This window comes from Streptomyces sp. RKAG293 (assembly GCF_023701745.1).
Classification (GTDB): domain Bacteria; phylum Actinomycetota; class Actinomycetes; order Streptomycetales; family Streptomycetaceae; genus Actinacidiphila.
The window spans coordinates 4720030-4743013 of the sequence record NZ_JAJOZB010000001.1 but is presented as its reverse complement, the minus strand read 5'-3'; the positions used below and the strand labels follow the sequence as shown (position 1 = coordinate 4743013).

General features: G+C 71.5%; 21 protein-coding genes. 10 read left to right on the top strand and 11 right to left on the bottom strand.

All coding sequences use genetic code 11. The features are described 5' to 3' along the window. Positions 1-41 precede the first annotated feature (41 nt). Genes LNW72_RS21035 through pdhA form a run of 3 tightly spaced genes read right to left on the bottom strand, consistent with a single transcriptional unit; the run spans position 42 to position 3573 of the window. On the bottom strand, positions 42-1388 hold the full coding sequence (locus LNW72_RS21035; protein WP_250976822.1) for a dihydrolipoamide acetyltransferase family protein: 1347 nt from the start codon (positions 1386-1388) through the stop codon (positions 42-44). Then, a complete protein-coding gene (locus tag LNW72_RS21030) occupies positions 1388-2410 on the bottom strand; it encodes an alpha-ketoacid dehydrogenase subunit beta (protein WP_250976821.1) in 1023 nt (340 codons plus the stop codon). Before LNW72_RS21030 ends, LNW72_RS21035 begins: the two co-directional genes overlap by 1 nt. After that, positions 2407-3573 carry a pyruvate dehydrogenase (acetyl-transferring) E1 component subunit alpha gene (pdhA, locus tag LNW72_RS21025; protein ID WP_250976820.1) on the bottom strand — a complete coding sequence of 389 codons (1167 nt, stop codon included), beginning with the start codon at positions 3571-3573 and terminating at the stop codon, positions 2407-2409. Before pdhA ends, LNW72_RS21030 begins: the two co-directional genes overlap by 4 nt. Before the next feature lie 161 nt (positions 3574-3734). On the opposite strand from pdhA, the gene LNW72_RS21020 reads away from it, so the two are divergent. Further along, complete coding sequence (locus LNW72_RS21020) at positions 3735-4217, top strand: Lrp/AsnC family transcriptional regulator (protein WP_250976819.1); 483 nt, start codon at positions 3735-3737, stop codon at positions 4215-4217. Positions 4218-4276: 59 nt separating this feature from the next. Here LNW72_RS21020 and LNW72_RS21015 read toward each other — a convergent pair whose 3' ends face one another. From LNW72_RS21015 to LNW72_RS21005, 3 genes are read right to left on the bottom strand one after another with little or no spacing between them, the layout of a single operon-like run. After that, positions 4277-5041: an alpha/beta hydrolase gene (locus tag LNW72_RS21015; RefSeq protein WP_250976818.1), complete on the bottom strand. Its 765-nt coding sequence runs from the start codon at positions 5039-5041 to the stop codon at positions 4277-4279. 57 nt (positions 5042-5098) lie between these two features. Next, positions 5099-5701 carry a TetR/AcrR family transcriptional regulator gene (locus LNW72_RS21010; RefSeq protein WP_250976817.1) on the bottom strand — a complete coding sequence of 201 codons (603 nt, stop codon included), beginning with the start codon at positions 5699-5701 and terminating at the stop codon, positions 5099-5101. Between the two features lie 8 nt (positions 5702-5709). Next, complete coding sequence (locus LNW72_RS21005; RefSeq protein WP_250976816.1) at positions 5710-7212, bottom strand: 3-hydroxyacyl-CoA dehydrogenase; 1503 nt, start codon at positions 7210-7212, stop codon at positions 5710-5712. Positions 7213-7333: 121 nt separating this feature from the next. Here LNW72_RS21005 and paaN point away from each other — a divergent pair, with 121 nt between their 5' ends. Both paaN and LNW72_RS20995 read left to right on the top strand, forming a co-directional pair. Beyond that, positions 7334-9010 (top strand): phenylacetic acid degradation protein PaaN, encoded by a 1677-nt coding sequence (gene paaN, locus LNW72_RS21000; protein ID WP_250976815.1) that lies wholly within the window; start codon positions 7334-7336, stop codon positions 9008-9010. 136 nt (positions 9011-9146) lie between these two features. Further along, positions 9147-9920, top strand: coding sequence for a TrmH family RNA methyltransferase (locus tag LNW72_RS20995; protein ID WP_250976814.1), 774 nt, complete (start codon positions 9147-9149; stop codon positions 9918-9920). 65 nt (positions 9921-9985) lie between these two features. On the opposite strand, the gene LNW72_RS20990 is transcribed toward LNW72_RS20995, so the two are convergent. Together LNW72_RS20990 and LNW72_RS20985 are read right to left on the bottom strand one after the other, a co-directional pair. Next, positions 9986-11350 (bottom strand): HTTM domain-containing protein, encoded by a 1365-nt coding sequence (locus tag LNW72_RS20990; protein ID WP_374117300.1) that lies wholly within the window; start codon positions 11348-11350, stop codon positions 9986-9988. Next, positions 11347-12204: a DUF5819 family protein gene (locus tag LNW72_RS20985; RefSeq protein WP_250976813.1), complete on the bottom strand. Its 858-nt coding sequence runs from the start codon at positions 12202-12204 to the stop codon at positions 11347-11349. The genes LNW72_RS20990 and LNW72_RS20985 overlap by 4 nt, the downstream gene beginning before the upstream one ends. Before the next feature lie 189 nt (positions 12205-12393). On the opposite strand from LNW72_RS20985, the gene paaA reads away from it, so the two are divergent. The 6 genes from paaA to LNW72_RS20955 all read left to right on the top strand — a co-directional run bounded on the left by paaA (position 12394) and on the right by LNW72_RS20955 (position 17221). Beyond that, positions 12394-13368 (top strand): 1,2-phenylacetyl-CoA epoxidase subunit PaaA, encoded by a 975-nt coding sequence (gene paaA, locus LNW72_RS20980; RefSeq protein ID WP_250976812.1) that lies wholly within the window; start codon positions 12394-12396, stop codon positions 13366-13368. After that, complete coding sequence (gene paaB, locus LNW72_RS20975) at positions 13368-13655, top strand: 1,2-phenylacetyl-CoA epoxidase subunit PaaB (RefSeq protein WP_374117299.1); 288 nt, start codon at positions 13368-13370, stop codon at positions 13653-13655. Before paaA ends, paaB begins: the two co-directional genes overlap by 1 nt. Then, positions 13652-14368, top strand: a complete 717-nt coding sequence (paaC, locus tag LNW72_RS20970) for a 1,2-phenylacetyl-CoA epoxidase subunit PaaC (RefSeq protein ID WP_250976811.1) — start codon at positions 13652-13654, stop codon at positions 14366-14368. Before paaB ends, paaC begins: the two co-directional genes overlap by 4 nt. 11 nt (positions 14369-14379) lie before the next feature. After that, entirely contained in the window at positions 14380-14925 is a 546-nt protein-coding gene (gene paaD, locus LNW72_RS20965; RefSeq protein WP_250980241.1) for a 1,2-phenylacetyl-CoA epoxidase subunit PaaD, read from the top strand. Beyond that, on the top strand, positions 14926-15981 hold the full coding sequence (locus LNW72_RS20960; protein WP_250976810.1) for a 2Fe-2S iron-sulfur cluster-binding protein: 1056 nt from the start codon (positions 14926-14928) through the stop codon (positions 15979-15981). It abuts the gene before it with no gap. An 85-nt stretch (positions 15982-16066) separates the two neighbouring features. Beyond that, a complete protein-coding gene (locus LNW72_RS20955; RefSeq protein ID WP_250976809.1) occupies positions 16067-17221 on the top strand; it encodes an acyl-CoA dehydrogenase family protein in 1155 nt (384 codons plus the stop codon). A 23-nt stretch (positions 17222-17244) separates the two neighbouring features. On the opposite strand, the gene LNW72_RS20950 is transcribed toward LNW72_RS20955, so the two are convergent. The 3 genes from LNW72_RS20950 to LNW72_RS20940 form a co-directional block, all read right to left on the bottom strand. Then, on the bottom strand, positions 17245-17577 hold the full coding sequence (locus tag LNW72_RS20950; RefSeq protein ID WP_250976808.1) for a rhodanese-like domain-containing protein: 333 nt from the start codon (positions 17575-17577) through the stop codon (positions 17245-17247). A 122-nt stretch (positions 17578-17699) separates the two neighbouring features. Further along, a complete protein-coding gene (locus LNW72_RS20945) occupies positions 17700-18551 on the bottom strand; it encodes a hypothetical protein (RefSeq protein ID WP_374117298.1) in 852 nt (283 codons plus the stop codon). 170 nt (positions 18552-18721) lie between these two features. Then, a complete protein-coding gene (locus tag LNW72_RS20940; RefSeq protein ID WP_250976807.1) occupies positions 18722-20170 on the bottom strand; it encodes a DUF2252 domain-containing protein in 1449 nt (482 codons plus the stop codon). 241 nt (positions 20171-20411) lie between these two features. Between LNW72_RS20940 and LNW72_RS20935 the strand changes: the two genes are divergently transcribed. Next, positions 20412-22982 (top strand): SpoIIE family protein phosphatase, encoded by a 2571-nt coding sequence (locus LNW72_RS20935; RefSeq protein WP_250976806.1) that lies wholly within the window; start codon positions 20412-20414, stop codon positions 22980-22982. The last annotated feature ends 2 nt before the right edge of the window (positions 22983-22984 follow it).

Here is a 22984-nt window from a genome sequence, read left to right as displayed (position 1 = left end):
CCGACCCGTCGAGCTCTGGCAGCTGCCAGGGCCCGTACCGCTCAGACCGCGGCGAGCAGCACGGCCGGCTGCTCCACGCAGTCGGCGACGAACCGCAGGAAGCCGCCCGCGGTGCCGCCGTCGCACACCCGGTGGTCGAAGGTGAACGACAGCTGCACGACCTGTCGTACCGCCAGTTCCCCCTGATGGACCCAGGGTTTGGCCGCTATCCGGCCGACTCCGAGCATCGCGGCCTCGGGGTGGTTGATGATCGGCGTCGAACCGTCGACACCGAACACTCCGTAGTTGTTGAGGGTGAACGTGCCGCCGGTGAGATCCGCGGGCGTGAGACGACCGGTGCGGGCCGCCTCGGTGAGACGGCCGATCTCCGCCGACAGACCTGAGGTGGTCCGTGCCTGAGCGTCCTTGACGACCGGGACCATCAGCCCGCGTTCCGTCTGCGCGGCGAAGCCGATGTGCACGGCAGGCAGCCGCACGATCTCGTTCCGCTCGGTGTCGACGGTGGCGTTGAGCTCCGGATACCGCGCCAGTGCCGCGGTGCAGATCCGCGCGAGCAGCGCGAGCACGGACACCTTCGGCCCGCCGCCCGCGTTCATGGCCGCCCTGGCCGCGAGCAGTTCGGTGGCATCGGCGTCGACCCAGCAGGTGGCGTCGGGAATCTCCCGGCGGCTGCGGCTGAGCTTCTCGGCCACCGCTCCCCGGATCCCGCGCAACGGCACCCGCTCCCCCACCACGTCGGCGGCCGGGCCGGCGGGAGCCGCCGGCGCTGTCGCGACCGGTGCCGCCGCCGTGCCGGCGGTCGCCGCGGCGACCGCCCGTTCGACGTCCGCGCGCAGGATCAGCCCGTCCGGTCCAGATCCCGTCAGCGACCGCAGGTCGAGCCGGTTCTCCCGCGCGATCCGCCGCACCAACGGCGAGATGACCGCCACGGGACCGGCCGGCGCGGTCGCGACCACAGCCGCCGCCACCGCTACCGATGCCGGTGCCGGTGCCGGTGCCGGGCTCTGGCCCGCCGCCGGCCGGACCCGGCGGCGCCGTGCGCCCGGCGCGGTCGTGCCGTAGCCGACCAGGACGTTGCCGGATCCCTCACCACCGTCACCGTCGGCGGACGCGGCAGCGCCGGAGGCGTCGGAGTTCACCGCCGTACCGACCGCCACCGTGATCAGAGGACGGCCCACCGCCAGCGATTCGCCTTCCGCGCCGTACCGGGCGGTGACGACGCCGCCGTAGGGGCACGGGACCTCGACCACGGCCTTGGCCGTCTCGACCTCGACGACCGGCTGATCGATGGCGACGACCTCGCCGACCTGCACCAGCCAGCGGACGATCTCCGCCTCGGTCAGCCCTTCTCCCAGGTCGGGGAGGGTGAACTCCTTCACGACGGCCATCAGCGCGCCTCCCACTGGAGCCGGCCGACCGCGTCGAGGATCCGGTCCACGCTGGGCAGATGGTGCCGCTCCAGCATCGGCGGCGGGTACGGGATGTCGAAGCCCGCGACCCGCAGGACCGGTGCTTCAAGATGGTGGAAGCAGCGCTCGGTGACCCGCGCCGCGATCTCCGCACCGGCGCCGCCGAATCCGGTGGACTCGTGCACGACCACGGCCCGGCCCGTCCTGCGCACCGCTGCCGCAACCGTCTCGTCGTCGAAGGGCACCAGGCTGCGCAGGTCGAGGACTTCCAGGTCCCAGCCCTCCTCCTTTGCGGCTTCCGCGGCTTCGAGGCAGACCGGCAGGGAGGGGCCGTAGGTGATGAGGGTGGCGCTGCGCCCCGGGCGCCGCACGACGGCGCGACCTATGGGCTCCACCGGCGCCGGCTCGTCGGCGTTCCAGTCGTCCTTGGACCAGTAGAGCCGCTTCGGCTCCAGGAAGACCACCGGATCGTCCGAGGCGATGGCGGCCCGCAGCAGCCCGTAGGCGTCCCCGACCGTCGCCGGGGTGACCACGTGCAGGCCGGGCGTGTGCAGGTAGTACGCCTCCGAGGAGTCGCTGTGGTGCTCCACACCGCCGATGCCGCCCCCGTAGGGCACCCGGATCGTGATCGGCAGCGGCAGCGCCCCGCGGGTGCGGTTGCGCATCTTGGCCACATGGCTGATCAGCTGCTCGAAGGAGGGGTAGGCGAAGGCGTCGAACTGCATCTCGACGACCGGCCGCAGCCCGTACATCGCCATGCCGACCGCGGCGCCGAGGATTCCCGCCTCGGCGAGCGGGGTGTCCGTACAGCGGCTCTCGCCGAACTCCTTGGTGAGGCCGTCCGTGATCCGGAAGACACCGCCGAGCGCTCCGACGTCCTCACCGAGTACGTGGACGGCCGGATCCTCGGCCATGGCGTCCCGCAGTGCCCGGTTGAGCGCCTGCGCCATGGTGGCGGGCTTGCGCGCGGTGGCGGGGGCGGGGGCGGTCGCGGTGCTCATGAACCGGCTCCGGCGTGCTCGGTGTGATCGGTCTGCCCGCCGTCGTGTTCGGCATCGAGCTCGGCGCGCAGCATGGCCGCCTGCTCACGCAGTTGGGGGGTCGGCTCGGCGTAGACGTGGGTGAAGAGGTCCATCGGGTCCAGCAGCGGTTCGGCGTTCATCCGCTCGCGCAGGTCCGCGGCCATCTTCTCGGCGGCTTCCGCCGCGGCGTGCCGCATCGTGTCGTCGAGCAGCCCGCGCCCGTTCAGCTCCCGCTCCAGCAGGGTGATCGGGTCGTGCTCGCGCCAGGCCTCGACCTCGGAGTCGTCCCGGTAGCGGGTGGCGTCGTCGGCGTTGGTGTGCGCCTCCATGCGGTACGTGACCGCCTCGACGAGGGTCGGTCCACCACCCGAGCGGGCCCGCTCCACGGCTTCGGTGAGCACCTGGTGCACGGCGGGCGCGTCGTTCCCGTCCACGAGCCGGCCGCGCATGCCGTAGCCGACCGCCTTGTGGGCCAGCGAGGGGGCGGCGCTCTGCTTGTCGAGCGGTACGGAGATGGCGAAGCCGTTGTTCTGCACGAGGAAGACCACCGGCGCGTTCCAGACAGCCGCGAAGTTCAGCGCCTCGTGGAAATCGCCCTCGCTGGTGCCGCCGTCGCCGACCATGGCGAGCGCGACCACGTCGTCGCCCCGGAGGCGGGCGGCGTGCGCGAGGCCGACCGCGTGCGGCAGCTGGGTGGCCAGCGGGGTGCTGAGCGGTGCCACATGGTGTTCACGCGGGTCGTAGCCCGTGTGCCAGTCGCCGCGCAGCAGGGTGAGCGCCTCGACCGGGTCCACACCGCGGGCGATGACCGCGAGCGTGTCGCGGTAGCTCGGGAAGAGCCAGTCCTGGGGGCGCAGCGCCATGGCGGCGGCGACCTCACAGGCCTCCTGACCGGTGGTGGAGGGGTAGACCGCCAGCCGGCCCTGCCGGGTCAGCGCGGTGGCCTGCCGGTTGTACCGGCGGCCGCGCACGAGCTGGCCGTAGAGCTCGGTGAGCAGCGCCGGGTCGATCTCGGCGGCGTCGGGGGTGCCCAGCAGCCGGAACGGTTCCGTCTCGGGCAGCAGCGGCGTGGCGTCGATGGGGGGGCGCTGGGGTCCCCCATGCCTGTGGCCAGGGGCGGGTTTCTGGTCCATGACGGTCATCGCGAGCACCTCCTCGTAGGTTGGAGGACGGGTCGCGTCCTCCCAACCGATTGTTCGGTTGTTGGAGGCATTTTGGCCACAGGTACGTTCAGCCTGTGGACAAACGGTTCTGCACAGCCTGGAATGGAGCCAGTCCGTCCATGGTAGGGAGGTCCGGGGGCATGCCGCGAGAACAGATGGCCGAGCCCGATCCGCAGAGCCGTCCCCTCGATCCGATCGACCGGACGATTCTGCGACTGCTGCAGGAGGACGGACGTGCGTCGATCCGTTCTGTGGCCGAGCGCGTGCACGTTTCGCGGGCGAACGCCTACGCCCGGATCAACCGCCTCATCGAGGACGGCGTCATCCGCGGGTTCACCGCCCGGGTGGACCATGAACGCGCCGGGCAGGGCGCGTCGGCGTACATCACGCTCAAGATCGTTCAGAACTCGTGGCGGACGGTCCGGGAAACACTTCTCACTCTTCCGGGTGTAGCCCACATTGCCCTGGTAAGCGGAGATTTCGACGTGTTGATGCTGGTACACACGGCGGACAACCGCAGCCTCCGTGAGCTCGTGCTGACCCGCATCCAGGCCATACCGGAGGTCCTCGGCAGCCGGACCCTCCTGGTCTTCGAGGAGACGGACCTCGTGGTCGGCGACTGAGCCGGCCGGGTAATCCCCGGCCGGCTCGTCAAGCGTGGTGCTCTCTCCGCCGCCGTATCTCAGCCGCCGTACTTCTTCAGGAAGGCGGTGACCTTCGCCCAGTTCTCGGCGTCGTCGAGCATCGAGACGCCGTGATGGATCCCGGTCACGATGTACAGCGAGTTCTCCTTGGCCTTCACCGAGGCCTTGCTGAGCGCCTTGGTGGAATCCGCGAACGCGGTGTCCCCGTCCGCCGCCATGTAGAGGATCGGCGCGGTCAGCCCCGGGACGGCGGCCGCCGCGTCCATCTGTCCGTACTGCTCGGGCGCGGAGAGCGAGACGACGGCGTCCGCCGGCGGCTGGACCTTCGCGGCGGCGGTCAGCACGGAGGTACCGCCCTTGGAGGCGCCCATGAGCACCAATTTCGTCACCCCCTTGCTGCGCAGCAGCTGGGCACCCGCGACGACCTCGGGCAACTCGTCACCGTTGGAGTCGATCGCCAGCACCCGGTAGCCGCTCTTGACCAGTTCGAGCGCCTTGGGCACCCACTGGCAGACGGTTCCGTCCGCCTGGTGCGCGAGCACGATGCCGGTGGCGCCCGTACCCGCCAGAAAGCCGTCCACCGCGTTGCCACCGGTGTCCTTGAAGGTGATCGAGCCGGCCTTGGCCTGGGCCTCGGTCAGACAGTCGAAGGTCTTCACGGTGGCCGTCGGGGACGGCTCCGCCGTCGCCTTGCCACCGCTGCCGCCATCGTCGCCACAGGCCGTCAGGGACAGGGGAAGCGCGGTGGCCAGAGCCGTGGCGGCGAGCGCGCGCAAGATCCGGGTGCGTCCAGCTGAGTACATGGCTGGATGGTGTCGGCGGCCCGCTCACCGGTCAATGGTCTGGACCTTACGGTTCGGCTACGTGCGCAGCCCCTCGAAGGCCAGGCGTACCGCGGCGTCCGCGACGTGTTCCCCGTCGATCGCGCCCTTGGCGTCGGGCCGGTACCACTCGACGATGGAGTTGATCATGCCGAAGAGCAGCCGCGTGGCCAGCCGGATGTCCATGTCGGAGCGGAGATCACCCTCACTCGCCGCGGCCTTCAGCAGGTCGGACACCCGCTGGTCGAACTCCCTGCGTCGCTCCATCGCCCAGCGCTCGGTGCCGGTGTTCCCGCGCACCCGCAGCAGCAGGGTGACGTAGGGCAGCTCGTCCATGAGCACCTCGGCGGTACGCCGGGTGACGTACTCCAGTCGCTCGATCGCCCGTCCCTGCCGTGCCCGCGGCTCGTCCAGAATGCCGAACAGACCGTCCAGAGCACGCCCGACGGCCCGCTGGAGCAGCTCCTCCTTGCCACGCACATGGTGGTAGATCGACGACTTGGAGATTCCGGCGGCCCGGGAGAGGTCCTCCATGGAGGTGCCGTCGTAGCCGCGCTCGTTGAACACCTCGACGGCGACGGCAAGCAGCGTGTCGGGCGTGTACGTGTCCCGCTTGACGCGGGGACTGGGGGGCTCGGCCATGGTCACGATTAGAACAGCTCCGCTTCGGCGGCCTCACGGCGGCGCAGCAGCGCCGACGGTGCGTAGCGGCCGCTGGGGAACGACTCGTGCAATCCGTCCAGGATGTTGCACACCCAGCCCGCCCCGAGGCGGTCGCCCCACGCCACCGGACCGAGCGGATAGTTCACACCGAGCCGCATCGCGGTGTCGATGTCGGCGGGCGAGGCGACGCCCTTGGCGACCGCGTCGGTGGCGAGGTTCACGAGCATCGCCACCGTGCCGGCGACGATCATGCCGGGAACGTCGTCGATCACGCTGACCTGCTTGCCCAGCGCCTGGAACAGGCCGACGGCCGCCTGGACGGCTTCGGGCCGTGCGGTGTCACCCGGGGCCAGGGCGATGCGGGTGGCGGCCCGGTAGTCCAGCGCGAGGTCGAAGTTGATATTGCTGTTGGCCTGATAGGTGGCGTGGTAGCCGTTGGCGAGGAAGAGCCGGGCGTCTTCTCCCACGAGGATCGACCCACGGTCGTCCTCCTCGTGGTTGACGCCGATGCCCGCTTCCTCCATGAGCGCGACGAGTTCCGCCGCCGGCCCCAGGTCCCCGAGGACCGTCACCCGCTCCGGCGCGGGCGCGGGAGCCGCCGTGGCCGGGCGCGGCCGGTCCTCGTCCCCGTAGCGGAACCAGCCGCGCCCCGACTTGCGGCCGAGCAGTCCGGACTCCACGAGGCGGCGCTGGGCGAGCGACGGCGTGAACTTGGGGTCGTGGAAGAACGACTCCCAGACGGAGCGGGTGACGGCCTCGTTCACGTCCTGGCCGATCAGGTCGGTCAGCTCGAACGGGCCCATCGCGAATCCGCCGCACTCGCGCAGGACCGCGTCGATGGTGGCGGGGTCGGCGGCCCCCTCCTCGTGGAGGCGGAACGCCTCGGCGTAGAAGGGGCGGGCGATCCGGTTGACGATGAAGCCCGGGGTGTCGGTGCAGCGCACCGGGGACTTTCCCCAGGCGGCGGCGGTCGCGTACACAGTGGCCGCGGCGTCCTCGTCGGTGGTGGCGGCGGAGACGACCTCCACGAGGGGGAGGAGTGGCGCCGGATTGAAGAAGTGCAGGCCGACGAAGCGGCCGGGACGGCGCAGAGCGCCCGCGACGGCGGTCACGGAGAGCGAGGAGGTGTTGGTGGCGAGCAGGCACGCGTCGTCGACGACGTCCTCCAGCTCGCTGAAGAGCCGCTGCTTGGCCGGCAGATCCTCGATGATCGCCTCGATGACGAGAGCGGCGTCGGCGAGCTCGCCGAGGGTGGCGGCGGGAGCGAGCCTGGCCAGCGCGGCATCCCGTTCGGCCGCGTCCATCCGGCCCTTTTCGGCCAGCCGGGCGAGCCGCGCGGCGACCGCCGACGCACCGCGCTCGGCACTGCCGGGAGCGGCGTCGTAGAGCCGCACGCGATGGCCCGCGACCAGTGCGACCTGGGCGATTCCCTGGCCCATCGTGCCGGCGCCGATGACAGCAACGGTGCGGGTTCGATCAAGCGCGATCATGATGCCGACTGCTCCTCGCCAAGTTGTCCACAGGTCCGGCCGCCCTCTTGAACCGACCGAACATTCGGTTAATCTAGCGGTGTTCCCATATCCAGCCCAGCTCGACGAGGAGTTGGTCCCCATGGCCGCCGATCTCACCGCTGTCCCGTTGATCGAACGGCATCGCGGCACTCTCGACAAGGCACTCGAAGCGATCAGGACCCGTGAGTTCTGGTCGCCGTATCCCGAACACCCGAAGGCTTACGGAGACGGAGCCGACGGCAAGGCCGCGTTCGACGCCCTGCTCGGGCAGCGCTTCGCGCTCGACCAGCCCGGCACCGACGACTGGACCGGCCGCGAGACCTCGCCCTACGGGATCGAGCTCGGGGTCGACTACCCGCACCCGGACATCGAGGTGCTGCTGCCCGCGATGCGGGCGGGCATCCCCGCGTGGCGGGACGCGGGCCCCGAGCTGCGGGCGATGGTGTGCCTGGAGATCCTGGCGCGGATCAATGCCAGGACCAACGAATTCGCCCATGCGGTGATGCACACCTCGGGCCAGGCCTTCACGATGGCGTTCCAGGCCGGTGGGCCCCATGCGCAGGACCGCGGCCTGGAGGCCGTGACCTACGCGTACGCCGAGCAGGTCCGCACCCCGGATGCGGCGGAGTGGGTCAAGCCGCAGGGCAAGCGGGACCCGCTGCGACTGCAGAAGACCTTCACGGCCGTCCCGCGCGGCGTCGCCCTGGTCGTCGGCTGCAACACCTTCCCGACGTGGAACGGCTATCCGGGCATCTTCGCCTCCCTGGCGACCGGCAACCCCGTGCTGGTCAAGCCGCACCCCCGTGCCGTACTGCCGCTCGCGCTGACCGTCGCGGTCGCCCGCGAGGTGCTGGCTGAGGCGGGCTTCGACCCGAACCTGGTCGCGCTGGCCGCCGAGCGGCCCGGCGAGGGGCTGGCCAAGACGCTCGCCGTGCGGCCCGAGATCCGCATCATCGACTACACCGGCTCCACCGCCTTCGGCGACTGGCTGGAGACCAACGCCCGCCAGGCGCAGGTCTACACCGAGAAGGCCGGCGTCAACACCGTCGTCATCGACTCGACGGACGACTACAAGGGGATGCTCAGCAACCTGGCCTTCTCGCTGTCCCTGTACAGCGGCCAGATGTGCACCACCCCGCAGAACCTGCTCATCCCCCGCGACGGCATCACCACCGACGCGGGCCAGCGGACCTACGACGAGGTGGTGGCCGATCTGGCCGCGTCCGTCGAAGGGCTGCTCGGCGACGACGCCCGCGCCAACGCCCTGCTGGGCGCGCTGGTCAACCCGGATGTGAAGACGCGGCTGGAGGCGGCACCCTCGATCGGTGAGGTGGCACTCGCCTCCCGCGCGGTCACCCACCCGGACTTCCCGGACGCGACGGTCCGCACACCGGTGCTGGTGAAGCTGGACGGGGCCAAGCCCGACGACCAGGCCGCGTATCTGACGGAGTGCTTCGGACCGGTGTCGTTCGCCGTCGCGGTCGACTCCACGGCCGACGCGGTGGAGCTGCTGCGCCGTACGGTCCGGGAGAAGGGCGCCATGACGGTCGGCGGCTACACCACCTCGGCCGAGGTGGAACGGCTGCTGGAGGAGGCGTGCTGGGAGGAATGCGCCCAGCTCTCCCTGAACCTGACCGGCGGGGTGTACGTCAACCAGACGTCGGCCTTCTCCGACTTCCATGGTTCCGGCGGCAACCCGGCGGCCAACGCGGCGCTGTGCGACGGGGCATTCGTAGCCGGGCGCTTCCGGGTCATCGAGGTGCGCAGGCCCGCGTAACGCGAGCCTCTCCCCATCCGGCCCCGTCCCGAGTTGCCCTGTCACTCCGGACGGGGCTCCCCCGCCCCTTCCAGACCGGTTCGGCCCAGCTCAGCGCCCTGGCGGGGCAGCCCTCCCGGCGCCGTACGCTGAGGCCATGACGGAAGCGGAAGACGAGGCCGGGCGCGCGGCACGGCAGTGGCGTGAGGCGGCCCCCGGCGCCGTTCTGCTCGACGGCTTCCACGGCCTCAAGCACGCGCTGCGCTTCGGCGCCGAGGTACGGCTGGCACTGACCAGTGACCGGGCCGCCGCCCTGGCGCTCGCCGAAGAGCTCGCGGACGATGTGACCGACCGGCTCCGCGCGATCCTCGTCGAGGTTCCCGGGCAGGTGCTGCGCGAGCTGCTGCCGAGGATCCATCCGACCGGTGTGGCCGCCCTCGCCGTCAGGCCCAGCGCCGGCTCCCACCTCGATGCGCTGAACGCGGCTCCCCGGCAGTCACCCGTCGTCGTCCTGGACAACCCGCGGAACCTCGGCAACATCGGGGCCGTGATCCGGCTGGCCGCCGGGTTCGGCGCGACCGGGGTGATCACCACCGGCGACATCGACCCCTGGCACCCGAACGTCGTGCGCGCGAGCGCCGGCCTGCACTTCGCCACCGCGGTCGAACGGCTGGACCTCCCCGACCTGCCGGCCGGGCCGCTCTACGTCCTGGATCCGGAGGGGAAGGACATCAGGTCGACGGTGATCCCGGACGACGCGCTGCTCGCGTTCGGCTCGGAGCGGCACGGGATCTCGCCGGAGATGCGCGGGCGGGCGACCGAACTGATCGCGGTACCCATGCGCCCGCACGTCTCCAGCTTCAACCTGGCCACCACGGTGGCGATGGCGCTCTACCACTGGCTGCCCGCCCCGGGCGCCGGCCGTATCTAGGGCGTACTCAGGGCGTATCCGGGGCTTGCCCAGTGCTTGTCCGGCCTTTGGGGGCTGGTCCGGCGCTAGACGCGGTAGCCGTCTCCCGCACCACCGGTTTCGCCATGGGCGAGCTGCGGCTCGGTGGCGGGCCGCCCGATCGTCGTACCCAACTCGCGCACCTGGTCCTGGTCCTGGTCCTGATCCTGGTCGCGTGGGTCGCCGGTGCGGGGACCGGCCTGGCCGCGCAGAGCGTTCGGCACGAGGCCGGCGATCCGGCTGCCCGCCCAGCGCAGGAAGTTCGTCGGCAGGAAGACCGCGTCGGCGGCGATCATCGCGAGCGAGAAGAAGGGCAGGCCGAGCACGATCGCGATCGAGGCGTGCTCGATGATCATCGCGATGAGCAGCACGTTCTTCACACGGCGGTTGAAGAGCGTGAACGGGAAGGCGACCTGCACGATCACCGTTCCGTAGGTGATCGCCATGACGATGAGACCGGCACCGGCCAGGGCGTGCGAGAGCGCGGGCCAGGGGGTGAAGTCGTCCAGGTGCAGCGGGTAGTACAGCGCGGTGCCGTCCTGCCAGCGGGAGCCCTGGATCTTGTACCAGCCGGCCGTCGCGTAGATCAGGCAGACCTCGACGACGATCACGAGCATGCCGCCGTTGTGGACGAGGTTGGCGATGATGTCCAGCACCTTGCGGGGCTCGCCGGCCGCGTAGCGCCGCACCGCCCACCAGGCCGCCTGCGCCAGCCAGAAACCCCAGAAGGCCGGCCCCCAGAACTGGCCGAGCTTCCCCAGCAGGGTGACGACGATGAGCGCGGCGCCGAGCAGCGACCACAGGACGACGCCGGTCAGGTCCGGGTCCGGCTTCGGTGCCCGTTCCGGGGCCTGGTCACGCGCCCGGTCCTGCGTCCGCTCCCGCAGCCGGTCGGCGCGTCGTTCGTCGAGGGACCAGACCTGGCCGCAGCGGGTCAGCACGAGGTAGATCGCCATCAGGTGGATGACGTTGTCGCCGCCGTCGCCCATGAAGATGCTGCGGTTCTGCAGCGACAGCACACCGACCATGAACAGCAGGGAGGAAGTCCGGGTCCGCCAGCCGAGCAGCAGCAGCAGGCTCGCGATGATCGAGCCCGCGTAGACCACCTCGAACCAGAGGTGGCTGTCGGTCCACATCAGCACGCTGAACGCGCCGGTGCCGTTGTCGGCCATCAGCCGCTGGGCCATTCCCCAGGTCCACACGCCGTCGGGGCCGTACAGCTCGGCCCGGTGCGGCCACTCGCGCAGCAGGAAGAGCAGCCAGGTCAGCGAGAAGCCGATCCGGACGACCGCGCTCTGGTACGGCCCCACCGCGGTATTGGTGATCCGGGCCAGACCACGGGTCAGCCCGGTGTCGAGCGTGCCGCCGAGCCCCGCGAAGGGGGAGGGCGGCAGATCCTTGCGAACGCTCACGAGGCCTTCTCCTGTCCGGAGGTGGCCACCGACCACCAGAGCGTCTCCTGGTACTGCGTCTCGTTGTTGGGCTTCGCGTCGGTCCACGACGGCGGAGCGACCCACACGGTCGCGGAGCGGGCCTGCACGCGGACGACGTCACCGCCGTTCAGCTGGGGACCGAATCGGTTCTCCACGATCCGCTGCACGTACTCCTGGCTGAGCTGGCCGCGCACACCGGTGGGCGTGTTGTTGGTGCCGTGCGAGGAGGTGTAGAAGCTCCAGGCGCGGCGCAGCTCGTTCTGCCGCGTGTGGCTGGGGGCGACGGTGTGCCGGATGCCGGTCAGGTCGACCGCGGTGAGGTCGACCCAGCCGGTCGTCTGCAGCCTGCCGTCGGGGCTGCGTACCTCGGCGCGTGCCTGCACATGGATGTTCTGCTGGAGCGGGTCGGGCGCGAAGAGCTTCCAGTTCTGCTCGAACTCGGGGTAGATGTACGAGTCGACCGTGGACTGGTACTCCTTGCTGGCCGTGTTCGACGGCGCGACGTGCAGGAACACCATGGCGAGGTGGAAGACGACGCCGACCGCGACGGCCGCGACGGCGAGTGAGACCACGACCCAGGATCCGGTGGACAAGGACGGCAGCTGCCCCGTTCCGGCGGCCTCTCCTGAGGCCTGCCCGGCGTCGGTACCCGCGTCCGTTCCGGCCTCGGCGTCCGCGCGGGTCCCGGCCGCGCCGTCCGCACCGTCGACGGCCCTGTCGCCTGCCCCGGCCCGCACCACCGGAACGGCGCCCGCTCCCGGATCCGTGTCTGGATCCGTGCCCGGATCCGTGCCCGGTCCCGTACCCGGTCCCGGCAGCTCAGGTGGCTCCATGGTCTCCCCGTTCCTCACCGCGCTCCGCTTCCGCACGGAACGCTACTCATGCCCTCGCGCCACCGGTGACCGTACTGGGTTATCCACAGCCCCTGGGATGGCCTTGACACCCCAGGGCGCTCGACCGACCATTGAACCGAACGATCGGTCGGTCGGTTGAGCCGGAGCGGAACAACGTAGGGGGCACACATGACCACGGCAGCCACGGTCGAGGAGGCGGCACCGCAGGCCGGTCTTCTCGCCGCTTTCGAGTCGGCACTTGCCGAAGACTCGCGGATCGAGCCGCGTGACTGGATGCCCGACGCGTACCGCGCCACGCTTATCCGCCAAATGGCGCAGCACGCACACTCCGAAATCATCGGAATGCAGCCCGAGGCGAACTGGATAAGCCGCGCGCCCTCACTGCGCCGCAAGGCGATCCTGATGGCCAAGGTGCAGGACGAGGCCGGGCACGGGCTGTATCTCTACAGCGCCGCGGAAACCCTCGGCGTCGGCCGTGACGAGCTGCTCGACAAGCTGCACGCCGGCCGCCAGCGGTACTCGTCGATCTTCAACTACCCCACCTTGACCTGGGCCGATGTCGGCGCGGTCGGCTGGCTCGTGGACGGTGCCGCGATCACCAACCAGGTGCCGCTGTGCCGCTGCTCGTACGGGCCCTACGCACGCGCCATGGTGCGGATCTGCAAGGAGGAGTCCTTCCACCAGCGGCAGGGCTACGAGCTGCTGCTGGCTCTCAGCCGCGGCACCGAAGCGCAGCACGCCATGGCACAGGACGCGGTGGACCGCTGGTGGTGGCCGTCGCTGATGATGTTCGGCCCGCCGGACACCGAATCCGGGCACTCCGAGCAGTCCATGGCCTGGAAGATCAAGCGGCACTCCAACGACGAGCTGCGGCAGCGCTTCGTCGACATCTGCGTCCCGCAGGCCGAGGTCCTCGGGCTCACCCTCCCCGACCCCGCGCTGCGGTGGAACGAGGAGCGGGGCGCCCATGACTTCGGGGACATCGACTGGACCGAGTTCCACGAGGTGCTGCGCGGCAACGGGCCGTGCAACGAACAGCGGATAACCCAGCGCCGCACCGCCCATGAGCAGGGCGCCTGGGTCAGGGAAGCGGCCACGGCGTACGCGGCCAAGCAGGGAACCGAGCACGGAGAGGTGCGCTGATGACTGCCAACGACTGGCCGCTGTGGGAGGTCTTCGTCCGCAGCCGGCGCGGGCTCAGCCACAGCCACGCGGGCAGCCTGCACGCGCCCGACGCGGAGATGGCGCTGCGCAACGCACGTGACCTCTACACCCGGCGTGCCGAAGGCGTGTCGATCTGGGTGGTCCCGTCCACGCAGATCACCGCCTCGTCGCCGGACGAGAAGGACTCGTTCTTCGAGCCGGCGGGGGACAAGCCGTACCGGCACCCGACCTTCTACAAGATCCCGGAAGGGGTGCGGCACCTGTGAACCCGGTACTCGTCAGCACGGCGCTGCCTCTCGGAGACGACGCCCTGGTGCTCGCCCAGCGGCTGGGGGAGTGGGCCGGGCACGCACCGGTCCTCGAGGAGGACGTCGCGCTCGCCAACATCGCACTGGACCTGCTGGGCCAGGCCCGGGTGCTGCTCTCCCTCGTCGGCGACGAGGACGAGCTGGCCTTCGGCCGGGAGGAACGCGCCTTCCGCAACGTCCAGCTCGTCGAGCAGCCGAACGGCGACTTCGCCCACACCATCGCCCGCCAGCTGTACTTCTCGACGTACCAGGAGCTGCTCTACACGGAGCTGGCCCGGGGCGACAGCGAGCTGGCGCCGCTGGCCGCGAAGGCGGTGAAGGAGGTCGCCTACCACCATGACCACGCCCGGCAGTGGACGCTGCGGCTCGGCGACGGCACGGCCGAGAGCCACGAGCGCATGCAGCGCGGGCTGGACGCCCTGTGGCGGTTCACCGGCGAACTGTTCCAGCCCGTGGAGGGGCTGGGCGCCGACCTCGGCGCGCTGCGCGAGCCCTGGCTGGAGCGGGTCTCCGCCGTCGTCCGGCAGGCCACGCTGACGATGCCGGAGGGGCCGGACGTGACGTCCTGGTCGGCGGGCGCCGGCAGACAGGGCATCCACACCGAGTCGTTCGGCCGGATGCTCGCCGAGATGCAGCACCTGCACCGGGCCCACCCGGGTGCGACATGGTGACCGGTGGCGGCATGGTGACCGACGGCGGGGCGCCCGGCGCTCCGGCTGACGCGATAGCCGCGGGTACGCCGGACGGTGCGCTGGAGGCGGAGCTGCTGCGGCTCGCGGGGTCGGTCCCGGACCCGGAGCTGCCGGTGCTCTCCCTCGCCGAGCTGGGGGTGCTGCGCGGTCTGCAGCTGGTCGGCCCCGGCCGGGTCGAGGTCCAGCTGACACCGACCTACACCGGCTGCCCGGCCATCGACACGATGGTCACCGACATCACCCAGGTCCTGCGGGAGCACGGGATGGCCGAGGTGTCCGTCCGTACGGTGCTGTCGCCGGCCTGGTCGACCGACGCGATCAGCGCCGAGGGGCGCCGCAAGCTCGCCGAGCACGGCATAGCGCCGCCCCGCCCGGTCGGCAGCGGCGGCCCGGTGCCGCTCGAACTGTCGGTGCGCTGCCCGCACTGCGGCTCGGTGGACACCACCGTGCTGAGCCGGTTCTCCTCCACCGCGTGCAAGTCCCTGCGCCGTTGCGAGAGCTGCCGCGAACCGTTCGACCACTTCAAGGAGTTGTGAATGTTCCATCCGCTCCGGGTCACCGGGATCGAGCGGCTCACGGACGATTCGGTGACCGTGACCTTCAACGTGCCGGCCCCCCTGCGTGAGACGTACCGCTTCGCGGCAGGCCAGCACCTCGCGGTGCGCCGGTTCGTGGACGGCTCCGAGATCCGGCGGACGTACTCGGTCTGCGACCCGGCTCCCGGCCCCGAGGGGCCGGAGAGCCTGCGGGTCGGCGTGCGGCTGGTCGAGGACGGTGCGTTCTCGGTGTACGCCCACAAGGAGCTGGCGGTGGGCGACCAGGTGGACGTCATGCCGCCGATGGGCCGGTTCATCCTCGATCCGCGCCCCGGCTACTTCGCGGCGGTGGTCGGCGGCAGCGGCATCACGCCGGTGCTCTCCCACATCGCCACCGTCCTCGGACGGGAGCCCTCGGCCCGCTTCTGCCTGGTGCGCAGCGACCGGACGGCCGCTTCGACGATGTTCCTGGAGGAGATCGCCGACCTCAAGGACCGCTATCCGGACCGGCTCCAGCTGGTGAACGTGCTGTCCCGTGAGGACCAGCAGGCCGGGCTGCCGTCCGGCCGGCTGGACCAGGAGCGGCTGACCGCCCTGCTGCCCGCGCTGCTGTCGGTGGAGACGGTGGACGGGTGGTACCTGTGCGGCCCCTTCGGGCTGGTGCGGGGAGCCGAGCAGGCGCTGCGCGGACTCGGGGTGGACCGGTCCCGGATCCACCAGGAGATCTTCCATGTGGACGACGGCCCGGTGACCGGCCCCGCCCGGACCCCGGCCCCGGCCGGCAGCGTGGTCGCCGCGACGCTCGACGGGCGCGGCGGGAGCTGGCCGTCCGAGGGCGGCGAATCCGTCCTGGAGACCGTGCTGCGCAACCGCTCGGACGCCCCGTACGCCTGCAAGGGCGGGGTGTGCGGGACCTGCCGGGCCCGGCTGGTGTCGGGCGAGGTGCGGATGGACCGGAACTTCGCGCTGGAGCCCGACGAGACCGATGCCGGGTATGTGCTGGCCTGCCAGTCGCATCCGCTCACCGACCGGGTGGAGCTGGACTTCGACGCGTAACGGTGGCCCCTCGCTCTTCCCTCTCACTAGAACGTGTTCTAACCTGACGCACTGTCAGGGACCGTAGCGGTGGGAGGGGCTAGCAGTGGACTTCAGCTTCACCGAGGAGCAACTGGCGGCGGTCGAGGCGGCGCGGGCCGTGTTCTCGGGAGTCGCGCCCGACTCGGTCCCCAGCCCCGCGCTGACCCACGGGCCCGTCGCCGAGGACTTCGACCGCGCCCTGTGGCGCAAGCTCGCGGACGGCGATCTGCTGAGCCTCGCCCTGGCCGACACCTACGGCGGCGCCGGCCTCGACCTGATGGCGCTGTGCCTCGTGCTGCGCGAGGCCGGCAAGGTGCTCGCCCGGGTGCCGCTGCTGGAGACCTACGCCGCCGGGCTCGCCGTACAGACCTACGGCTCCGCGGCGCTGCGCGGCCGGCTGCTTCCGGCGGCGGGCAGCGGCGGGGGCGTCCTCACCGTCGCCGCCAACGGCCGCACCGGCCATGACGGGGCCGAGCTCGCCGTTCAGGCCCGGCACCAGCAGGACGACCGGAACGAGGAGCCGGGGCAGTGGCTGCTCGACGGGGTGCAGACGGCCGTCCCGTGGGCGCAGCAGGCCGATCACATCCTGGTGCCGGCCCACACCACCGAGGGCCGCCCGGTCATCGCGGTGGTCCCCCGGCTCCACGAAGGCGTCACGCTCGCCGAGCAGGTCTCCACCAGCGGGGAGCGGTTCGCCGAGATCACGTTCGACGGGGTACGGATCCCGGCCGATGACGTCATCACCGCGGACGGCGCCTGGGAGTGGCTGCGCAATGTGCTCGCCACCGGCACCTGCGCCCTGGCGCTGGGCCTCGGCGAGGCGGTCCTCGGCATGACCAGCTCCTACGCCAGTAAGCGTGAGCAGTTCGGGTACCCCATCGCGACGTTCCAGGCGGTCGCGGTGCAGTCCGCCGACCGCTACATCGACCTGCGGGCGATGGAGGCCACCCTCTGGCAGGCCGCCTGGCGGCTGAGCATCGACACCCCCGGCGCGCTGCCCTTCACCGGCGATGTCGCGGTCGCGAAGATCTGGGCGTCGGAGGGCGTACGGCGGGTCGTGCAGACCGCGCAGCACCTGCACGGCGGCTTCGGTGCGGACACCGACTACGCGCTGCACCGCTACCACGCCTGGGCCAAGCAGCTGGAGCTGTCGCTCGGTCCCGCCGCCGCCCACGAGGAGGTCCTGGGCGACCTGATCGCCGCCCACCCCCTCGGCTAGGGCCGGCCAAGGTCCTGGGCGCGCTACAGGACGAAGGCCGGGCCGTCGCCGTCCGACACCAGCGGCCGCCCGGCCGCTTCCCAGCCGAGCATCCCGCCGTCCACGTTCACCGCGTCGACGCCCTGCGCGATCAGGTACTGGGCGACCTGCGCCGACCGTCCGCCGACCCGGCAGACCACGTGCACCGTGCCGCCGTCCGGCACCTCGGCGATCCGGCTCACGACCTCACCCATGGGGATGTGGAGCGCCTGCTGCGCGTGCCCGGCCGCCCACTCGTCGTTCTCCCGGACGTCCAGCAGGATGCCCTCGGCCGGAACACCGGCGGCGTCGACCGCGGGCAGCTGGGAGTTGAACATGGGAAGGGCCTCCTCGGCACAACGGGCTCAGCACGAGCTGAGCACGGGATCGGCGCTGGGTCAGCACGCGGTTCAGCGGGCTCAGCGCACACGACAGACACAGCGGACCTGAGAAAACTACCTCAGCCCTCAGCGGGCCGGACCAGCTCGGCGAGCCGTGCCTCCCGCGCCCCGACCTGTTCCAGCAGCTGCTCGGCGATCTCGTTGAGCAGCCCGTCAGGATCGTCGGGGGACAGCTTCATCATCTGCCCGATCGCGCTGCCGTCCAGATCCGTGGCGATCACGGACAGCGCCTCCTTGCGTTCGGCCAGCCACTCCAGCCGGGCGTAGAGCACCTCCGCCTCGGTCGGGAGCTCCTCCTCGAGCACCGGACCGGCCTCCCACTCCGCCCCCAGCTCGCGCAGCCGGTCCTCGTCGGCGTCCGCGTAGGCCTCGTTGACCCGGGCGATGAAGACGCTGCGCCGCTCCTTCTCCGCCTCGTCCTGCGCCAGGTCGGGGTGCGCCTTGCGGGCCAGCTCGCGGTAGAGCCGCTGCGCCTCCTTGCCCGGCCGCACCCGGCGCGGAGGATTGGGGTCCTCGACCGGCCGGACACCGTCCTGGCCGAGCATCCCCTCGAAGAGCTCCTCTATGCCCGGCATGGGCATGACGAGGGCGCGGGCCTCCCAGGCCCGCTCGATGTCCTCACGGTCGCCGCTGTTCGCCGCCACCGCCTCCGCGATCAGGGCGTCCAGCTCGTCCAGCCGGGCATACATCGGGCCGAGCCGCTGGTGATGCAGCCGGGAGAAGTTGTCCACCTCGACCCGGAATGTCTCCACCGCGATCTCGAACTCGATGAGCGCCTGCTCAGCGGCGCGCACCGCCTTCGCCAACCGCTGGGAGGCCGCTTGATCCACCTGTTCCGCTTCCGGGTTCGTCACCCGCACAGCGTACGGATTCCGGCGGCCCCCCGTCCCGGGGCCCGGCACCGAGGCCATACCCCGGAGCCGTACCGCCGGGCCCCACACCCCCTCCGCGCCCTCGAAAGATTCCGTTTCGGCCCAGATCAAGACCGGATCAAGACCGGATCAGACCGGCTCGGAACGGCTCGGTCCAGCCCGGAACGGCTCGGAACGGCCCGGAACGGAATCGAGCCAAGCCCGGCGGTCTAGATTCCGAGTTCCGCCGCGACCTTCCCCGTCCTGATCGCGCCGAGCAGCTCCGCGTGATCGGCCTCCGTGCGGTCGGCGTACGCCACCGCGAAGGACGTGATCGCCGTGTCCAGTTCCTCGTTCTTGCCGCAGTACCCGGCGATCAGCCGCGGATCCGCGCTGTGCGAGTGCGCCCGCGCGAGCAGCGCCCCGGTCATGCGCGCGTAGTCGTCGATCAGCCCCGCCTCCAGCGACGCCGGATCCACGCTCCCCTTCCGATTCCGGAACTGGCGCACCTGGTAGGGCAGCCCGTCCACCGACGTCCACCCCAGCAGGATGTCGCTGACCACCTGCATCCGCTTCTGTCCGTGCACCACCCGCCGGCCCTCGTGCGAGGCGGGCGCATCGTGCGCATCGTTTGAGGAGGCGGCAGAGAAGGTGGCGGTGGCATCCGCCGCCGCGGTGTCGAATCCGGCCTTCGCCACGTACGGCCGCAGCACGGACGCCCGCGCCTCCTTCACCTGGAGCACCAGCGGCTCCCCCAGGTGATCGAGCAGCAGCACCACGTACGACCTGGTCCCCACGCTCCCGGTCCCCACCACCCGGAACGCCACATCGTGCACCGCGTAGCGCGCGAGCAGCGGCAGCCGGTCCTCCGACACCGTCCGCAGATAGCCGTCCAGCGCCCCGGCGACCGCCGCCGCCTCCGCGTCCGGCACCCGCCGCAGCACGGGCAGCGCGTCCACGAAGCGCCGGCCGCCGTCCGCCAGCAGCTCCGTCGACCGCGCGACGAACTTCGCGCTGGTGTTCTTCCGCGCCTTGGCCGACACCTGTTCCAGGGTGCCCAGCAGATCGCGCGCGTCCGCGTGCGCGACCAGCTCCTCGTGCGCGATGGCGTTCCACGCGTCCAGCACCGGCAGCTTGGCCAGCAGCCGCATGGTGCGCCGGTACGCGCCGACCGCGTCGTGCGCCGCCGACCGGCAGACGTCCTCGGACGCGCCCGCCTCCCGCCCGGCGAGCACCAGCGACGCCGCGAGCCGCTTCACATCCCATTCCCACGGGCCGAACAGCGTCTCGTCGAAGTCGTTGATGTCCATGACCAGCCGGCCGCGGGCGTCGCCGTAGAGGCCGAAGTTCGCGGCGTGCGCGTCACCGCAGATCTGGGCGCCGACACCGGTCACCGGGGTGTCGACGAGATCAGCCGCCATCAGCCCGGCGGAACCGCGCAGGAAGGAGAACGGGCTCGCCGCCATCCGTCCGACGCGCAGCGGTATCAGCGCCTCGATCCGGCCGGAATTCGACGCCTCCAGCGCCCCCAGCGGACCCGGCCGGTCCCCGCCGGCCGGCAGATGATCGTGTGCCGACCTGGCCACCCGGCCCCGCAGCGCCTTGCCCGCGGTCCTCGCCGTGGCCTCGTGCGGCCAGCGCGCGAACCCCGTGGTCCGCGGCACCCTCAACTCGCTCATGCGCTCTCCCCGTCAGCGAGCGGACGCACCGATGCCACTTACCCCACCACTGGGGGCAATCTGGCCATTTGGTCGACCCCGCCCGAAGTTTCGTGCTTGCCTTGAGCCAGGACCCTACTCAGCGCCGAACCGCAGGTGCACGACGTTGAACGAGATGACCCGGCTTTCCCAATCCGCCGATACGTCCGAAGACCCGTCCATGGGTCCGGCCGCCGGCGCGGAAGCGAAGACGGAGAAGGACGTGTCCGTCGATTCTGCCTCCGGAAACGGCAGCGGCACCACCGCCGGCAACGGCTCCGGCGCGGCACCGCTCGCCACCACCGGGGTGGCCGCGCTCCTGCGGCTCGCCGTCATCTGCGTGGACCCCGACGGCCGCGTCTCCTACTGGAACCGCGGTTCCGAGGAGCTCTTCGGCCACCGCTGGGAAGGCGTTTTCGGCCATCGTGCCTCCGGGCTGCTGACCTCCTCCGGCGCTCCGCGCCAGGACACCCTCGACCTGCTGGACGACCTCACCCACCCCGCCTGGGCCGGTTCGCTGGCCACCACCGACCGGGACGGCACCGTTCGCGACGTGCTGTGGTGGACGTACCGCATCATGGAGCCCGCCGGCCGCAGCCTGCTGGTCATCGCCGCCAACGCCAAGCCGCTGCGCGCCGGTTCGCTGCGGATCGCCCTCGGCGACCGCCTGCTGCCGTACGCCGCGGAGGAGCCGGCGCGCGAGGCCCGCGAGGGCATCTCGGTCTCCGCCCAGCTCGCGCCCGTCCCCGACCTGGCGCACGCCCGGCAGCTGACCGCCCGGCTCGGCATCGTCCTGCCCCGGGTGAGCACCGGCCGCCTCGAACGGATCATGCGGCAGGTCGTCCCGCTCGGGTACCCCGTCCTGCGGGTGGACGGCAGCACGGAACTGCCGGTCCTGCCCAGGGAGTACGAGGCGGACGGCGGAACGTTACGCCCGGCCCGCACCAACCGCCGGGAGCTGCTCCCCGCGCCCCGTTCGGGCTCCGGAGCGTCCGTCCAGGCGACGGTCACACCGGCCGCCGGGAACTCGGCCGGCAACTCCTCCGGAGGCCGGGCCGCCGGGGTGCGCACCGGCGCCGACGGCCTCACCGCCGTCCCCGTCCCCGCCGTACCGGTCTTCGCGACGCCCGCTCCCGGCCATGTGCTGGACGAGCAGCTCGCGTTACTCCGCGAGACCGGCACCAAGGTCGGCAGCACCCTCGATCTCGACACCACCGCACGCGAGTTGTGCGCCGTGACCGTCCCGCGCTTCGCGGACTTCGCGGCGATCCTCATCGTCGACCAGCTGTTCTCCGACACCGAGCCGCCGAAGGACGACCGGCCGTCCGACACCGTCCTGCTCCGCCGGGTCGCGGTCGCCCTGAACGGGCCGTCCGGCGCCTGGGAAAGCGCCGTCCCGGAGGGCGAGTTGATCACCCTCTCCACCGACGACATCACCCCGCGCCTGAACGAGCCGATCCTCGTCCCCGTCATCGAACCGGGGCTCGCCCAGGACCTCGCGCTCGACCTGGGCGTTCCGGCCCTCGGCCCGCTGCTGCCCGGCCGTTCCATGGTCGTGGTCCCGCTCACCGCGCGCGGCACGGTCCTCGGCCGGATGTGCTTCCTGCGCCAGCCGAACCGGCGCCCGTTCGACGCCAAGGACGCCGCGACCGCGGGCGAGATCGTCACCCGTGGCGCCGTCCACCTCGACAACGCCCGGCTGCACCGCTTCGAGTCCCGGGCCGCCGCGACGCTGCAGCGCAGCATGATGCCGACCCGTCCGCCCAAGATCCCCGGCGTCCGCATCGCGCACCACTACATGCCGGGCGACCGCCAGGCGCAGGTCGGCGGCGACTGGTTCGACGCGATCCAGCTGCCGGGCGGCCGGGTGGCGCTCATCGTCGGCGATGTGATGGGGCACGGGCTGATCAGCGCCGCCGTCATGGGCCAGTTCCGTACCTCCGTCATCACCATGGCCGCCCTCGACCTGCCGCCGGCGCAGCTGCTGCGGCACCTCGACAACCTCGCGCACCGGCTGGGCCCCGAGCACCTCGCCACCTGCGTCTACGCGGTCTACGACCCGATCCACCGCAATCTGACCCTCGCCAACGCCGGTCACATCCCGCCCGTCCTGGCCCGCCACGACGGGGTCAGCGAGCTGCTGCAGATCCCCAAGGGAGCGCCGATCGGCGTCGGCGGCGTGCCGTTCGAGACGGTCGAGATCCCGGTGCCGGACGGCAGTTGGCTGGTGCTGTGCACGGACGGCCTGGTCGAGGTCCGCGGCCAGGGGATAGACGCGGGTCTCGCCGCCCTGTGTGCCAACGTCATCGAGCCGCAGCAGACTCCGGAGGACGTGTGCGCGCAGATCCTCAGCCGGCTGCACTCCGAGGACCGGCGGGACGATGTCGCCCTGCTCGTCGCCCGGTTCGAGGGCATCGCCTCCAAGGACGTCGCCCAGTGGACGCTGCGCATGGACGACGCGGAGGTCCGCACCGCCCGTGAACTCACCCGGCAGCAGCTCGGCATCTGGGGTCTCGACCGGCTCACGGACGTCACGGAACTGCTGGTCAGCGAGCTGGTCACCAATGCGCTGCGGGTGGCGTCGCACGATGTCCAGCTACGGCTGATGAACGTCGGCAAGCTGCTGGTCGAGGTCAGCGACGACGATCACAACCTGCCGCAGCTGCGGCGGGCCGACGCGGACGACGAGGAGGGCCGCGGCCTGGCGCTCGTCTCGCATCTGTCGCGGCGCTGGGGTACGAGCCGCAAGGCGGTCGGCAAGGTCGTCTGGTTCGAACTGCCGCTACCGGGCTAGGA

What these genes read in the sequence shown, in the direction of transcription:
- LNW72_RS20995 (WP_250976814.1), top strand. Translation starts at nt 9,147, where the DNA reads ATGACGGAAGCGGAAGACGAGGCCGGGCGCGCGGCACGGCAGTGGCGT.
- LNW72_RS21015 (WP_250976818.1), bottom strand. Translation starts at nt 5,041, where the DNA reads ATGTACTCAGCTGGACGCACCCGGATCTTGCGCGCGCTCGCCGCCACG.
- LNW72_RS21035 (WP_250976822.1), bottom strand. Translation starts at nt 1,388, where the DNA reads ATGGCCGTCGTGAAGGAGTTCACCCTCCCCGACCTGGGAGAAGGGCTG.
- LNW72_RS20950 (WP_250976808.1), bottom strand. Translation starts at nt 17,577, where the DNA reads ATGTTCAACTCCCAGCTGCCCGCGGTCGACGCCGCCGGTGTTCCGGCC.
- paaN (WP_250976815.1), top strand. Translation starts at nt 7,334, where the DNA reads ATGGCCGCCGATCTCACCGCTGTCCCGTTGATCGAACGGCATCGCGGC.
- LNW72_RS21030 (WP_250976821.1), bottom strand. Translation starts at nt 2,410, where the DNA reads ATGAGCACCGCGACCGCCCCCGCCCCCGCCACCGCGCGCAAGCCCGCC.
- LNW72_RS21010 (WP_250976817.1), bottom strand. Translation starts at nt 5,701, where the DNA reads ATGGCCGAGCCCCCCAGTCCCCGCGTCAAGCGGGACACGTACACGCCC.
- LNW72_RS20945 (WP_374117298.1), bottom strand. Translation starts at nt 18,551, where the DNA reads ATGGCCTCGGTGCCGGGCCCCGGGACGGGGGGCCGCCGGAATCCGTAC.
- LNW72_RS20985 (WP_250976813.1), bottom strand. Translation starts at nt 12,204, where the DNA reads ATGGAGCCACCTGAGCTGCCGGGACCGGGTACGGGACCGGGCACGGAT.
- LNW72_RS21005 (WP_250976816.1), bottom strand. Translation starts at nt 7,212, where the DNA reads ATGATCGCGCTTGATCGAACCCGCACCGTTGCTGTCATCGGCGCCGGC.
- pdhA (WP_250976820.1), bottom strand. Translation starts at nt 3,573, where the DNA reads ATGACCGTCATGGACCAGAAACCCGCCCCTGGCCACAGGCATGGGGGA.
- LNW72_RS21020 (WP_250976819.1), top strand. Translation starts at nt 3,735, where the DNA reads ATGCCGCGAGAACAGATGGCCGAGCCCGATCCGCAGAGCCGTCCCCTC.
- LNW72_RS20960 (WP_250976810.1), top strand. Translation starts at nt 14,926, where the DNA reads ATGTTCCATCCGCTCCGGGTCACCGGGATCGAGCGGCTCACGGACGAT.
- paaA (WP_250976812.1), top strand. Translation starts at nt 12,394, where the DNA reads ATGACCACGGCAGCCACGGTCGAGGAGGCGGCACCGCAGGCCGGTCTT.
- paaD (WP_250980241.1), top strand. Translation starts at nt 14,380, where the DNA reads ATGGTGACCGACGGCGGGGCGCCCGGCGCTCCGGCTGACGCGATAGCC.
- LNW72_RS20940 (WP_250976807.1), bottom strand. Translation starts at nt 20,170, where the DNA reads ATGAGCGAGTTGAGGGTGCCGCGGACCACGGGGTTCGCGCGCTGGCCG.
- paaB (WP_374117299.1), top strand. Translation starts at nt 13,368, where the DNA reads ATGACTGCCAACGACTGGCCGCTGTGGGAGGTCTTCGTCCGCAGCCGG.